The sequence below is a fragment of the Pseudomonas lactucae genome (assembly GCF_016937615.1).
In the GTDB taxonomy this organism is placed as follows: Bacteria; Pseudomonadota; Gammaproteobacteria; order Pseudomonadales; family Pseudomonadaceae; genus Aquipseudomonas; species Aquipseudomonas lactucae.
Window position 1 is genome coordinate 20,016 of record NZ_JAFHKI010000036.1, and the last position, 14,465, is coordinate 34,480.

8 protein-coding genes and 1 pseudogene are annotated in these 14,465 nt (G+C 61.3%); 8 read left to right on the forward strand and 1 reads right to left on the reverse strand.

Annotation, left to right across the window (positions count from 1 at the left end):
* Positions 1-154: 154 nt before the first annotated feature.
* From JWR98_RS07720 to JWR98_RS07750, 7 genes and pseudogenes are all read left to right on the forward strand, one after another.
* Positions 155-2,029, forward strand: a complete 1,875-nt coding sequence (locus JWR98_RS07720; protein ID WP_205489653.1) for a putative bifunctional diguanylate cyclase/phosphodiesterase — start codon at positions 155-157, stop codon at positions 2,027-2,029.
* A 25-nt stretch (positions 2,030-2,054) separates the two neighbouring features.
* A complete protein-coding gene (locus JWR98_RS07725) occupies positions 2,055-3,017 on the forward strand; it encodes a cytochrome-c peroxidase (protein WP_205489655.1) in 963 nt (320 codons plus the stop codon).
* 10 nt (positions 3,018-3,027) lie between these two features.
* Positions 3,028-4,842, forward strand: coding sequence for a DAHL domain-containing protein (locus JWR98_RS07730; protein ID WP_205489657.1), 1,815 nt, complete (start codon positions 3,028-3,030; stop codon positions 4,840-4,842).
* Positions 4,839-6,218, forward strand: a complete 1,380-nt coding sequence (locus JWR98_RS07735) for an ATP-binding protein (protein WP_078731760.1) — start codon at positions 4,839-4,841, stop codon at positions 6,216-6,218. Before JWR98_RS07730 ends, JWR98_RS07735 begins: the two co-directional genes overlap by 4 nt.
* 100 nt (positions 6,219-6,318) lie before the next feature.
* Positions 6,319-7,938 carry an FMN-binding glutamate synthase family protein gene (locus JWR98_RS07740; protein WP_205489666.1) on the forward strand — a complete coding sequence of 540 codons (1,620 nt, stop codon included), beginning with the start codon at positions 6,319-6,321 and terminating at the stop codon, positions 7,936-7,938.
* Positions 7,939-7,982: 44 nt separating this feature from the next.
* A pseudogene (locus JWR98_RS07745) lies at positions 7,983-8,272 on the forward strand (glucan biosynthesis protein); the annotation flags it as partial.
* Positions 8,273-8,409: 137 nt separating this feature from the next.
* Positions 8,410-9,534: an OpgC family protein gene (locus tag JWR98_RS07750; RefSeq protein WP_205489668.1), complete on the forward strand. Its 1,125-nt coding sequence runs from the start codon at positions 8,410-8,412 to the stop codon at positions 9,532-9,534.
* 50 nt (positions 9,535-9,584) lie between these two features.
* Here the strand turns inward: JWR98_RS07750 and JWR98_RS07755 are convergent, their stop codons facing one another.
* Complete coding sequence (locus JWR98_RS07755; RefSeq protein WP_205489670.1) at positions 9,585-10,997, reverse strand: amino acid permease; 1,413 nt, start codon at positions 10,995-10,997, stop codon at positions 9,585-9,587.
* Between the two features lie 309 nt (positions 10,998-11,306).
* Between JWR98_RS07755 and JWR98_RS07760 the strand changes: the two genes are divergently transcribed.
* Complete coding sequence (locus tag JWR98_RS07760; RefSeq protein WP_078731753.1) at positions 11,307-14,402, forward strand: transglycosylase domain-containing protein; 3,096 nt, start codon at positions 11,307-11,309, stop codon at positions 14,400-14,402.
* The last annotated feature ends 63 nt before the right edge of the window (positions 14,403-14,465 follow it).

Genomic DNA, 14,465 nt, shown 5'->3' on the forward strand with positions numbered 1-14,465 from the left:
TTGCTTTTGGCGCGGGGTTGATTTGACGCCAACTGGCCGTCGATTTCAAGGGAGCTCGACTATGCTGTCAAAGTAGGCCGCTCACCCAGCTCAAATTTGGAACCAGGGAAGGACTCGTCATGCCGTCGAACCTTTTGCCGTCAGGGATTGCGCCATGAACTCGGCCTCAGCACGGGCTAACCGACGCATCCTGATTGTCGATGACACAGCCTCCATTCATCAGGACTTTCGCAAGATCCTGTGTGCCGACGCACAGGGTGAACCGTCCCTGGACAGTCTGGAGGAAGCGCTGTTCGGCACCGCCACCAAAGTGCGCCAGGCGTTCCAGCTCGATTCCGCCTACCAGGGCCAGGAAGCCCTGGCCCTGGTAAACAAAGCCCTGGCCGCCGGTGCGCCGTATGCCATGGTGTTTATCGACATGCGCATGCCGCCGGGCTGGGACGGGCTGCAAACCATCGAGCAACTGTGGAACGTCGACCCCAACCTGCAGATTGCGCTGTGCACCGCCTATTCGGACTATTCCTTCGAAGCCATCGAAGCGCGGCTTAAATACAATGACCAGTTGCTGATCCTGAAAAAGCCCTTCGACCATCTGGAGATCCGCCAGATGGCCAGCGCCCTGACCTGGAAGTGGCAGTTGGCTCAGGACGTCGCGCTCAAGGTGATCGGCCTTGAACACACTATCGAAGAACGCGTGCAGGAACTGCTCAAGGTTTCGCACCTGCTGCAATACGACGCGCTCACCGAGTTGCCCAACAGCACCCTGCTGGGCGACCGACTGACCCAGGCCATCGCCATCGGTCGGCGGCACGACACCCAGCTGGCAGTGATGTTTATCGGGCTCGACCGCTTCAAGCGCATCAACAACGCCCTGGGTTATCCGGTGGGCGACGAGCTGCTGCAACAGGTCAGCCTGAGCCTGGTGGCGGCGGTACGCAGCTCGGACTCGGTGTTTCGCTACGGCTCCGACGAGTTTGTGATTCTGCTCAACGACGTGCAGCACCCACAGCAAACCCAGCACATCGCCCACAAACTCCTCAGGGCCATCAGCGTCACCCGCCATGTCGCCGGGCATGACCTGAGCGTCACCGCCAGCCTGGGCATCAGCATCTACCCCAATGACAGCGCTAATGCGGTGGAGCTGATCAAGCATGCCGAAACCGCGATGCACACCAGCAAGGAACGTGGCCCGGACGATTTCAGTTTTTATACCGAAGACATGAACCTGCGCGCCCAACACCAGCAAAACCTGGAAAGCGCGATCCGCCAGGCGCTGGAGCGGGATGAGTTCGTGCTGCATTACCAACCCAAGCTGGACCTGATATCCGGGCGCATTGTCGGCGCCGAAGCGTTGATACGCTGGTTCCAGCCGCGTTCGGGCTGGGTCAGCCCGGTGGACTTCATTCCGGTGGCCGAAGACAGCGGGCTGATCGTGCCCTTGACCCAATGGGTGCTGCGCCAGGCCTGCGAGCAAGCACAAGCGTGGCGTGTGATGGGCCTGCCAGACTTGCGCATATCTGCCAATATTTCGGCCATCGACTTTCGTCAGCGCGAATTTGTCGACAACCTGGCGGCGATCCTGAAGGAAACCGGGCTGCCCCCGGCCCTGCTGGAACTGGAAATCACCGAAAGTGTGCTGATGCAGAACGTCGACGAAACCGTGGAGCTCCTGCACAAGATCAAGGCCATGGGCGTACGCCTGGCGCTGGATGATTTCGGCACCGGCTATTCCAGCCTCAGTTACCTGCGACGCTTTCCCATTGATGTGTTGAAGATCGACCAATCCTTCGTGCGCGGCCTGAACGTGAATAACCAGGACGCGCAGTTGATCAGCGCAATGATCGGCATGGGCAAGAGCCTGGAGTTGAACATCATCGCAGAAGGGGTGGAAACCATCGAACAGCTGGAGTTCCTCAAAGCGCAGGAGTGCGAAGAGGGCCAGGGTTTTCTGTTCAGCAAGGCCGTGCCGGCAAAAGATTTTGCACAATTGCTGCAGGCAGGCAGCGTCATGCCGATAACCCGTTCATAACCCCACGCTTGCAAGGAGTGCTCGCTTGAGACACCTCTCAACCTACGGGTCAGGTCTAGCCTTGCTGCTGGGCCTCGGCTTGCCGGTGATCGCCGCGCCGTTGGACGAAGCGCTCAAACCTTTGCCGCCGGTTCCAGAACTGGACGCGGCCAAGGTCGAACTGGGCCGCCGATTGTTCAATGAGCCGCGCCTGTCGGTGAACAACACGCTGTCCTGCGCCAGCTGCCACCGACTGGAAAGCGGCGGTGCCGACAACACGCCGTTCTCCCTGGGTTTCGACGGCAAACCGGTAGCGATCAACACCCCCTCGGTGTTCAACGCCAGCCTGAATTTCAAACAGTTCTGGAATGGCCGGGTCGACACGCTGGAGGCACAGATCGAACAAGTGGTCATCAGCCCGGTGGAGATGGGCAGCGACTGGAAGACCGTGGTGCAAAACCTCACCGACCTGCCCCTCTACCAGCGCGCCTTCAGCCAGGCCTACCCCGACGGCGTCACCGCCGCCAATGTGCAAAACGCCCTGGCCACCTATGAGCGCACGCTGCTCACGCCCAATTCACGCTTTGACCAATACCTGCTGGGCAATACCGAGATTCTCACGACCCAGGAAAAATACGGCTACCAGCGCTTCAAGGAATACGGCTGCATCGCCTGCCATCAAGGCATCAACATCGGCGGCAATATGTTCCAGAAGTTCGGGGTGATGGGCGACTACTTCAAGGCGCGTGGCAACCCGGTCGAAGCGGACCTGGGGCGCTACCTGTTGACCAAGGACGAAGAAGACCGTCATGTGTTCAAGGTGCCCAGCCTGCGCAATGTGGCTGTCACCGCACCGTATTTCCACGACGCCTCGGCCAAGACCCTGGAGGAAGCGGTTGACGTGATGTTCAAGTACCAACTGGGACGCAACCCGTCCGGGGAAGACAAAGATTTGATTATCCAGTTTCTCAAGACCCTGACCGGCGAATGGGCGGGCAAGCCTTTATGAGTACACCGTCATGACCCTCACCCGCCGTAGTACCAGCCAGGTATTGCTCGGTCTGATCACCCTGCTGCTGGCCTCGATGCTGGTGTTTCTATACCTCAAATCGTCCCGCGATCAGACGGCCAGCTACACCCAGTCGCGAGACTTGATCCGCCAGCTGCAACAGCTCAACGCGCAGTGGGACAGCGAGGTGCTCAAGGCGCGCATTGCGATTACCCATAACTACGACCCGCTGGTGACACCGCTGGCGGAAATGACCCGGCTATGGGACGACCTCAACAATCGGAGCACGTACCACAACCCGCAAGATCTGGCCCGTTGGCAGTCCGGCCAGGCGGCTTACCAGGCCGCGATCCAGGAAAAAGCCCGGTTGGTGGACCAGTTCAAATCCCACAACGCGGTGCTGCGCAACTCGCTGGCCTTTTTACCGACCGCCGAGGACGACATCCAGGCGGAATTCAATCGCATTGATGAAGAAGGCCGTCTGCGATTGCAAGGCGTGGCCACCGACACCTACGACTTGTTGCTCAGCAGCCTGGAGTTCGCCCAAGTCACCAGCGACGAGCGCGCCGCCGATATCCTGGTGGGCCTGGGCAAACTGGAGATCAACAAAGACAGCTTGCCCGATGAATTCCAGGCCCCGGTGGAGATCCTCAGCAACCACATTGCGTTGATCCTGCGCGAACAGCCGTTGGTCAACACCCTGCTCGACCGGATAGCCGCTGTGCCCGTGGCGGAGAGCCTGGACGACCTGACCACCCACCTCGACCAGGACCAGCAAGCCGCCGACCTGGTCGACCATCGATACCACCGCTATCTGCTGATCTTCGCCACCTTGCTGGTGGTGCTGTTGCTGTACCTGGCGGTGCGTCTGTTGCGCAGCTTCGCCGAGATCAACCGCGTCAACCGTGCCCTGCAGGCAGCCAACGAAACCCTGGAACAACGTGTGGAACGGCGCACCCAACAGCTCAAGGATGCCCAGAGCGAACTGCTCGACAGCGCCCGCCAGGCCGGCATGGCCGAGATCGCCACCAACGTGCTGCACAACGTCGGCAACGTGCTTAACAGCGTGAACATCAGCGCCGATATCGTCACCCGCAAGCTGCGCAGCAGCAAGGCGCTGGGCCTGGGCAAGGCCATGCAGTTGATCAACGAGCACAAGGCTGACCTGGGCACCTTCCTAACCGACGATGCAAAGGGCAAGCTGCTGCCCGACTACCTCAACCAACTGGTGGACGCCATTGCCGTCGAGCAGCAAGGCATGACTGATGAGCTGGGGCAATTGAGCAAAAGCGTCGACCACATCAAGGATATCGTCGCCACCCAGCAATCCTATGCCGGCGCGTCCACACTGCTGGAGCCGGTGCACATCAGCGCCTTGATGGAGGACGCCCTGCGCATGAACGCCGGCGCGCTGAGCCGCCACAACGTCACCGTGGTCAAGGAATACGGGCAGGTACCGGAAGTCATGGCGGACAAACATCGCTTGCTGTTGATCATGGTCAACCTGATCAGCAACGCCAAATACGCCATGTCCAACCTCACCGACCGCGCGCGGCAGATGACTCTGGCGGTCCAGCAACTGGAGGACAACACCTTGCAGATCAGCGTGAAGGACGAAGGCGAAGGCATTCCCGCCGAGAACATGACCCGCATCTTTACCCACGGTTTCACCACCCGCAAGGAAGGCCATGGCTTCGGTTTGCACAGCTGCGCCCTGGCCGCCGTGGAAATGCACGGCCAGCTCAGCGCCCACAGCGACGGGCCTGGCCTGGGCGCGGTGTTTACCCTGACGATCCCTCTTAACCCTGCCGGAAGCCCCCTATGAATCAACCCCCTAACCGGCGCATTTTGCTGATCGACGATACCCCGTCGATTCACGATGACTTTCGTAAAATCCTGATGCCCGCCGTGGAGGCCAACCAGGCACTGGACGACATGGAGTCGGCGCTGTTCGGCGATACCAGCACACCTCAGGCGCAAGCCTTCGAACTGCACTCGGCCTATGGCGGCGAAGAAGGCCTGCAGTTGCTCACCACGGCAATGACGGAGAAACGCCCCTATGCGCTGGCATTTGTCGACATGCGCATGCCCCAGGGCTGGGACGGGGCCAAGACCATCGAGGAATTGTGGAAAGTCGATCCCGGCCTGCAAGTGGTGGTATGCACGGCGTATTCGGATTACTCCTGGGATGAACTGCTGCATCGCCTGAACGGCCATGACCGTTTGCTGATCCTGAAAAAACCGTTCGACAACATCGAAGTGCAGCAGATGGCCAACACCCTGGCCAATAAATGGGACATGGCCCGCCGCGCCTCGCTGAAAAACAGTCATCTGGAGCAATTGGTGGAGCAACGCACCCAGGCGCTGCAGGTGGAAATCAACGAGCGCAAGCTGCTGGAAAGCCAACTGGTGCAGTCGGAAAAGCTCGCCTCACTGGGCCAACTCGCAGCGGGCGTGGCCCATGAAATCAATAACCCGGTGGGCTTTATCTCATCCAACCTCAGTACGCTCGACGGCTACTTCAACCAGTTGCAACAGATGCTGGATGCTTACCGCCAGGCCGAGGAAAGCCTGGCGCCGGGTGAACAACGCGAGCAACTCAAAACGTTGCGCAACGACCTGGAGCTGGATTTTCTCAAGGAAGACATCCCGATCCTCATCAGGGAGTCCAAGGAGGGCATTGGCCGCGTGGTGCAGATCGTCAAGGACCTGAAAAACTTCTCGCGCGTCGACAGTGACCAGACCTGGCAATTCGCGAACCTGCTACAGGGCATCGACTCCACACTGAACATCGTCGCCAGCGAACTCAAGTACAAAGCCGACGTCGTCAAGCAATACGCCCCCCTGCCGGAAATCGAATGCCTGGCCTCGCAGATCAACCAGGTGGTGATGAACCTGGTGGTCAATGCGGCGCAAGCCATGGGCCCCGAACGCGGCACCATTACCATCAGCAATGGCGTGGAAGGCGAGAACATCTGGCTGGAAGTGGCGGACAACGGCTGCGGAATCGCCCCGGAAACCGTACAGAAAATCTTCGATCCCTTCTTCACCACCAAACCGGTGGGCGAAGGCACGGGGTTGGGCCTGTCGCTCTCCTACGGCATCGTCAAGAAACACCGCGGCGATATTTCCGTGAGCAGCGAACTGGGCAAGGGCACGACATTTCGCGTGGTGTTGCCGATTCGGCAGACGGCGGCGTAGGAACTCGGACTACACGCCAGAGCCTTCTGTCCTTGTTCCTGATTTGGGTACGGGCGCAGAATGCCGCACCGACCTGAGAGTCCGACCCCAAGGAAACCGTATGAGCCTGTCCTTGCTTAGCCGTTACGCCTTCTTTGCCGTGTGCGTCATATTCACCCTCGCCAGCCTCCCCTTTATCCAGCACGAATGGCTGTGGCCCATCACCATCGTCACCGGTGTATTGAGCCTGATCGGCATTTTCGACCTGTTGCAAAGCCCCCACGCGGTGCGCCGCAACTACCCGATCCTGGGCAATATCCGTTACCTGGTGGAGGCCATCCGCCCGGAAATCCGCCAGTACCTGCTCGAATCCGACAGCGACGCCCTGCCCTTCTCTCGGGCCCAGCGTTCGCTGGTCTATTCACGCGCCAAGAATGAAACTGCCGACAAACCCTTCGGCACCTTGATCGACGTGTACCAGTCGGGCTTCGAATTTATCGGCCATTCCATGCGCCCCGCGCCCTTGAGCGACCCGAGTGCGTTCCGCGTGCTGGTCGGCGGCCCACAATGTACCCAGCCGTATTCGGCGTCGGTGTTCAATATCTCGGCAATGAGCTTCGGCTCGCTGAGCGCCAACGCGATCCGCGCGCTGAACCAGGGCGCCAAGCTCGGCAACTTTGCCCACGACACCGGCGAAGGCAGCATCAGCCCTTACCACCGCGAAAACGGCGGCGACCTGACCTGGGAGCTGGGCAGCGGTTACTTTGGTTGCCGCACCAGCGACGGCCGCTTCGACCCGGAGCGCTTCGCCGTACAGGCGCAGAACCCGCAGGTGCGCATGATCGAAATCAAGATGAGCCAGGGTGCCAAACCCGGCCATGGCGGGATTTTGCCCAAGCACAAAGTGACTAAAGAAATTGCCGACACCCGCGGGATCATGATGGGCGAGGACTGCGTCTCACCGTCGCGCCACAGTGCGTTTTCCACGCCGATCGAGTTGATGCATTTCATTGCCCAACTGCGTGAACTGTCCGGCGGCAAACCGGTGGGTTTCAAGTTCTGCCTGGGCCACCCGTGGGAATTCATGGGCATCGCCAAGGCCATGCTCGAAACCGGCATCCTCCCCGACTTTATCGTGGTCGACGGCAAGGAAGGCGGCACCGGCGCCGCACCGGTGGAGTTCACCGACCACATCGGCGTACCGCTGCGTGAGGGTTTGCTGTTTGTGCACAACACCCTGGTGGGCCTGAACCTGCGCGACAAGATCAAGCTGGGCGCCAGCGGCAAGATCGTCAGCGCGTTCGACATCGCCAGCGTCCTGGCCATCGGCGCCGACTGGGCCAACTCGGCGCGCGGCTTCATGTTTGCCATCGGTTGCATTCAGTCGCAAAGCTGCCACACCAACAAATGCCCGACCGGCGTTGCCACCCAGGACCCCTTGCGCCAACGTGCACTGGTGGTGCCGGACAAGGCCCAGCGGGTGTTCAACTTTCATCGCAATACGCTTAAAGCGCTGGCCGAGATGCTGGCGGCGGCCGGGCTGGATCATCCGTCGCAGTTGGCGGCCAAGCATCTGGTGCGGCGTATGTCGGCGACGGAGATCAAGTTGTTCTCGCAGTTGCATGTGTTCTTGAAGCCTGGGGAGTTGCTGACGGGCGAGGTCAATGGCGCGTTTTACTCGCGGATGTGGCAGATGGCGCGGGCGGATAGTTTTGAGGCGGTTGAAGTAACGGCGGCCTGATTCACAAACAACACCTTCATCTGAACAGGATCACGTACGGCATCCCCATTACCTTTTTTCATTTGGACACGCTCTTTCGCTTCCCCGTCAAAATGTACGTGTTTGATCACGATAGGGCGCGGGAAATTCTCATGACTCGGCGTTGTTCGACATGCCAGCCGACAGCCCCGCTCGCCTACTGACTAAAGAAAGCGGATTTGCCGGCTTTCGAATTCAGGAAACCCGCTTGACCAACCAACAGAAGCTGCCTTGGCAAAATAATGACTGGGTAGCATTTGTTGGTGCATCTTACTTTCGTGCCATTGGAGACGAGCACCAATACGGCCTACTCGCACACTGAGACATTCAGTAATACCCAGCCTTTGCAATTACTGACAAACCCCGCCAACCTGCGCCCGCCCGACGCGCGGCGTAGGACACTTCATCCATATGCCAACAACCAATCAACCCTTTGTTCAAGAGCCCGCTGCCATGCTGAACGGACGCGACCCGCGCATCGATTTTTTTCGGGGCCTGGCGTTGATTTTCATTTTTTGGGACCACGTCCCCCATAACCCCCTCGGTCAAATCACCTTGCGCAACCTCGGCTTCAGCGATGCGGCCGAAGTATTTGTGTTCCTGGCCGGCTACGCCTCGGTGCTGGCCTACGGCAAGGTCTTGCAGCGTGAAGGTTATTGGATGGCCGGCTTGAAGATCCTGCGGCGCACCTGGGTGTTGTATGTGGTGCATATCTTTCTGCTGGCGGTGATGATGGGCATCGTGTTTTTCGCCAACAGCCATGTGGAAACGCGCGACCTGGTCGAGGAAATGGGCATGACGCATTTCATCACCCACCCGCAGCAAGCCCTGACCGATGAGTTGCTGCTGCGCTTCAAGCCCAACCTGATGGACCCGCTGCCGCTGTATATCGTGCTGTTGGGGGGCTTGTCGTTGGTGTTGCCGTTTTTGCTGCGCCAGACCTGGGCGGTGGTGGCGGTGTCGCTCGCGGTGTACCTGATGGCGCCGTGGATGGGCTGGAACCTGCGGGCGATTGCCGATGGCGTGTGGTACTTCAACCCGGTCACCTGGCAGCTGCTGTTTGTGCTGGGCGGCGCGGCGGCGATTCAGGCCAGCCGACCGCGCCCCGCCGAGACGCGCGGGCTGCTGCGGCAGCCGTTGTTTATGACCGCAGCGCTCTATGTGCTGGCGGCGGCGGTGATCACCCTGTCCTGGCGCTGGCCCGAGGTCCACGACGCGTGGATACCGTCCGCACTCGGCGACCTGTTGTACCCGATCAGCAAGACCGACCTGTCGCCGGTGCGGCTCGTGCATTTCCTGGCCCTGGCCTATGTCACCGCCAAACTGTTGCCCGGCCGTGCATGGACGCAACACTGGCTGGCCCGGCAAACCTGCCGCATGGGGCGCTTTTCCCTGGAGGTGTTTTGCCTGGGCGTACTGCTGGCGCCGCTGGCGGACATGGTCAACGCACTGGCGGGCGATACCTTTACCGTGCAGGTATTCACGGCGCTGGTGGGGGTCGGGTTGATGGCGCTGCTGGGTGCGTGGCTGGCGTTCAATAAGCGTCTGCACCAGCCACCCAGAATCGTCCAGGCCTGAACAGCAAAAAGCCCCATCAAGGGGCTTTTTACTGTGCGGGCGTCAGGCCATCAGGCGGCTGAGCGCACCGCCCCATCGCTCGGCTGCAACTTGAATACATAAAACAACACAGTCAACAGCACCAGAAATACCGGGCCGACATACAGCGCGACACGCGTGTCCGGGAAGTACGCCATCAGCCCCACCACCAGCACCAGGAAGGCCAGGGCCAGGTAGGAACTGACCGGGTACAGCCACATGCGGTACTTGAGCCCGGCGCGTTCGGCCGGGCTCAGACCCTGGCGAAACTTGAGCTGCGCCAGCAGGATCATGACCCAGGTCCAGATCGCGCCGAAGGTGGCGATGGAGGTGACCCACACAAACACCTTTTCCGGCACCAGGTAGTTGAGCAACACGCCCAACAGCAAGGCCGCAATCGACAGCAACAGCGCGCGGCGCGGTACGCCGTTGCTGGAGGTGGTGGCGAAGGTCGCCGGCGCCTGGCCGTTCTGCGCCAGGCTGTAGAGCATGCGCCCGGTGCTGAAGATGCCGCCGTTGCACGAAGACAACGCTGCCGTGATCACCACAAAGTTGATGATACCGGCGGCGGTCTTGATGCCCAGCCGCTCGAAGGTCATCACGAACGGGCTGCCCTGAGTGCCGATCTCGTTCCACGGGTAGATCGACAGGATCACGAACAAGGCGCCGACGTAGAACAGCAGGATGCGCCAGAACACCGAGCCGATGGCGTTGGGGATGGTCTTCTGCGGGTTCTTCGCTTCACCGGCGGTGAGGCCGATCATCTCCACGCCGAGGTAGGCGAACATCACCATCTGCAGCGACATCAACACGCCCTGGATGCCATTGGGCAGGAAACCGCCATGGGCCCACAGGTTGGAGATGCCCAGGGCCACCCCGTCATTGCCGAAGCCGAAGGCAATGATGCCGACGCCGCCGATGACCATGGCGATGATGGTGACGATCTTGATCAGCGCGAACCAGAACTCGAACTCGCCGAACGCCTTGACCGCGATCAGGTTGATCGTGCCCATGCTCAGCAACGCCGCCAGGGCCCAGATCCAGCGCGGAACATCGGGAAACCACACGCCCATGTACACCGCCACGGCGGTGATTTCGGCGACGCAGGTCACCAGCCACAGGAACCAATAGTTCCAGCCGGTGAGGAAGCCCGCCAGCGGGCCGAGGTAATCCTGGGCGTAGCGGCTGAACGAGCCGGCGACGGGGTTGTGCACCGCCATTTCGCCCAGGGCGCGCATGATCACCAGGATCGCCAGGCCGCCAATGATGTAGGAGAGCATGATCGCCGGGCCGGCCATCTCGATGGCCTTGGCCGAGCCGAGGAACAGGCCGACACCGATACAGGCGCCAAGGGCCATGAGGCGAATATGCCGTTCGCCCAGTTCACGTTTCAGCGGGCCGCCTTGAGCGGTCTCGCCATGGGGCAGGTGATTGCCTGTCGGCATAAGGTACAACCTCGTCTTGTTATTGGATGACCCACTGAGCGGCGAGCCGCCAGGCTGTCGGTTCAGTGGATGCGCAGTATAAAAACCCGAACGAGGGGGCTTTCACTCTATAAACGATTAAATTCAGCGTTAAGTCCGGGAAAATACGCTACCCGCGAGAAATATTCACCTGCCTAAGCGCGAAACACAGGCGCCACCGAGGCCATCGGCAAGGCACTGACGCACCGCCCTACAAATTCCTCACGCCGCGCCGGCAGCGACTAAGCTTCAACCAAGTCCGATCAATCTGCGTAAATGGATCAATCGACTATGGGCGCTTTATGGCAAACCGATTCGACTCAGGCTGTGGTCCCCACCGACAGTCAGGATCATCCGCCATTGCCACAAAGCCCCCGCAGGCGAAGGTTGTGGTGGCGGCTGGTGTGGCTGGTGCTGTTGATCGCACTGCTGGGCCTGGGCTGGGCCGCCAGCCGGGAAATGCGCACCTCGCGCCTGCAGGCCGAACACCTCAGCGCGTTTGCGGCATCACTGAGCTATCGCGTCGAACCCGGCCCCAGCGACGCCATTGTTTACCCCGGCGACGGCCCATTCGACCGACGCCTGGGTTACAGCGCCCTCGATGATTTTTTGCCGCGCCTGCTCAAGCGCAACTACCGCATCGAGGCGCAGGCGCGGTTCTCCCCGGCATTGATGAACTACGCCGAGCGCGGGTTGTTCGTGCCCTACGCGGAAAAAGTCCAGGCCGGCCTGACCCTCACCGACTGCCGCGGCGCCTCCCTGTACACCTTCACCTACCCGCAGCAACTCTATGCAGACTTTGCCGCGATCCCGCCGCTGGTGGTGCAAAGCCTGTTGTTCATCGAAGACCGCGACCTGCTGGACCCGAAGCAACCGCTGGCCAACCCGGCGGTGGACTGGCCGCGCTTCGCCAAGGCGGCCTGGTCGCAGGTGGCAAAGCTGCTGCATCTGCCGGGCCAGACCGCCGGCGGCAGTACCCTGGCCACGCAGTTGGAGAAGTATCGTCATTCGCCCGATGGCCTGACCCTGTCGGGCGGCGAGAAAATCCGCCAGATGATTTCCGCCAGCGTCAGGGCCTACCAACCGGGCCCGCAGACCCTGGACAGTCGGCAGCGTATCGTGCGCGACTACCTCAACAGCGTGCCGCTGTCGGCGGTGCCGGGGCACGGCGAAGTGCACGGCATGGCCGAAGGCTTGCGCGTGTGGTTCGGTGCAGACTTCAACGCGGTCAACCAGGCGTTGAGCGACCACGCGCAGGACCCGGCGAGCCTGGCCAAACGCGGCCTGGCCCTGCGCCAGGTACTGTCGTTGATGATCGCCCAGCGGCGTCCCTCGCATTACCTGAACAAAGGCCGTGACGAGCTGACGCAATTGACCGACAGCCATATCCGCCTGCTCGCGCAGAGTAACGTCATCACGCCAGCCTTATCCGCCGCCGCCCTCGCCAGCCACGTCACCTACCGCGACTGGCAGCGCCAACCCACGCTGCAACCGGTCGAAGGCAACCGGGCCATCAGCGTCGCCCGCAGCCGCCTGGCCAGCCTGCTTGACCGCCCGCTGTATGACCTTGATCGTCTTGACCTGTCGGCCACCAGCACCCTGCAATACGACCTGCAAACCCAGGCCACCGCGTACCTCAAGCGCCTGGCGGACCCCGCGTTCGCCGCCCAGACGGGCCTGCTCGGACCGCGTCTGCTCACGCCACAAAGCACGCCCCAGGTGCGCTACAGCTTCACCCTGTTCGAGCTGACGCCGGATGGCGCGCGGGTGCGCGTGCAAACCGACAACACCGACCAACCCTTCGATATCAACGAAGGCAGCAAGCTCGAACTGGGCTCCACCGCCAAGCTGCGGGTGCTGACCACCTATCTGCAAATCATCGCCGAGCTGCACGAGCGCTATGCGGCGCAATCGCCAGCCGCACTGAAGACCGTCGAGGTACCGGAGCAGGATCCGTTGTCGCGCTGGGCCGTGGACTATTTGATGCGCAGCAGCGACCGCGACCTGGCGAAGATGCTCGACGCGGCGCTCGACCGCACCTACTCGGCGAGCCCTGGCGAAGCGTTTTTCACCGGGGGCGGCCTGCACCGCTTCCATAACTTTCGCAATGAAGACAACGGCCGCAACCCGACCCTGCGCGATGCCCTGCGCGAGTCGATCAACCTGCCCTTCATTCGCCTGATGCGTGACCTGGTGCGCTACACCACGTACTCCGGCGCTGACAACAGCGCACGCCTGCTCAAGGACGACAACGACCCGCGCCGCCAGGAATACCTGGCCCGGTTCGCCGACCACGAAGGCACTGCGTTCCTGCTCAAGTTCTGGAAAAAATACCGCAACAAGGATACCCAGGCGCGCCTCGACACCTTCCTGGACGGCCTGCACCCCACCGCCATTCGCCTGGCCGCCGTGCACCGTTATTTGCTGCCCCAGGCCAGCCAGCAAAGCTTCAACAGCTTCGTGCGCTCGCACCTCAAGGGCATCAAGACCACCGACAAACTCAGCGACGAACGCCTGGCCACGCTTTACCAGAACTACGGCCCCGGCGCCTACGACCTGCCCGACCAAGGCTATATCGCCAAGGTGCACCCGCTGGACCTGTGGCTGCTGGGTTACCTGCTCAACCACCCCGAGGCGACGTTCAGCGAGGCGGTCAAGGCCAGCGAATTCGAGCGCCAGGAAGTCTACAGCTGGCTATTCAAAAGCCGCCATCAAAGCGCCCGCGACAGCCGTATCCGCACCATGCTGGAGATCGAAGCCTTCCTCGACATTCACCAACGCTGGAAAGCCGTGGGCTACCCGTTCGACCACCTGGTACCGTCGCTGGCCACCGCCATCGGCAGCTCCGGCGACCGCCCCGCCGCCCTCGCCGAACTGATGGGGATCATCCTCAACGATGGCGTGCGCGTACCGGCGCTGCGTATCGACAGCCTGCAGTTCGCCAGCGGCACGCCCTATGAAACACGGGTGGTCAACGACCCCAACCGCGGCAAGCGGGTGATGCCCAGCGCAGTCGCCACGGCCCTGCGCAGTGCGCTGTCGCAAGTGGTGGATGCCGGTACGGCAAAACGCGTGGCCGGCAGCTTCAAACTGGCCGACGGCACACCGCTGTCGATGGGCGGCAAGACCGGCACCGGCGATAACCGCATCGAAGCCATGGGCACCGGCGGGCGCATCCTCAGCTCCAAGTCGATCAACCGCACCGCGACCTTCGTGTTCTACATCGGCGAGCAGCACTTCGGCACGCTGACCGCATTTGTCCCTGGTGTTTCGGCCGAACATTTCACCTTTACCTCGGCGCTACCGGTGCAAGTGCTCAAGGGCATGGCGCCGATTCTCACGCCGTATCTGCAACCGGGCAGCCACACTCTGTGTGTTCAAAAATAAATAGCCACCGCCTGTATGGGGGGGTGCTACACCGTTATATCCGTGGTTCGATCGACCGCTTAT

Coding starts and splice junctions, on each gene's coding strand:
- JWR98_RS07740 (WP_205489666.1), top strand. CDS start 6,319: ATGAGCCTGTCCTTGCTTAGCCGTTACGCCTTCTTTGCCGTGTGCGTC.
- JWR98_RS07720 (WP_205489653.1), top strand. CDS start 155: ATGAACTCGGCCTCAGCACGGGCTAACCGACGCATCCTGATTGTCGAT.
- JWR98_RS07760 (WP_078731753.1), top strand. CDS start 11,307: ATGGGCGCTTTATGGCAAACCGATTCGACTCAGGCTGTGGTCCCCACC.
- JWR98_RS07755 (WP_205489670.1), bottom strand. CDS start 10,997: ATGCCGACAGGCAATCACCTGCCCCATGGCGAGACCGCTCAAGGCGGC.
- JWR98_RS07735 (WP_078731760.1), top strand. CDS start 4,839: ATGAATCAACCCCCTAACCGGCGCATTTTGCTGATCGACGATACCCCG.
- JWR98_RS07750 (WP_205489668.1), top strand. CDS start 8,410: ATGCTGAACGGACGCGACCCGCGCATCGATTTTTTTCGGGGCCTGGCG.
- JWR98_RS07730 (WP_205489657.1), top strand. CDS start 3,028: ATGACCCTCACCCGCCGTAGTACCAGCCAGGTATTGCTCGGTCTGATC.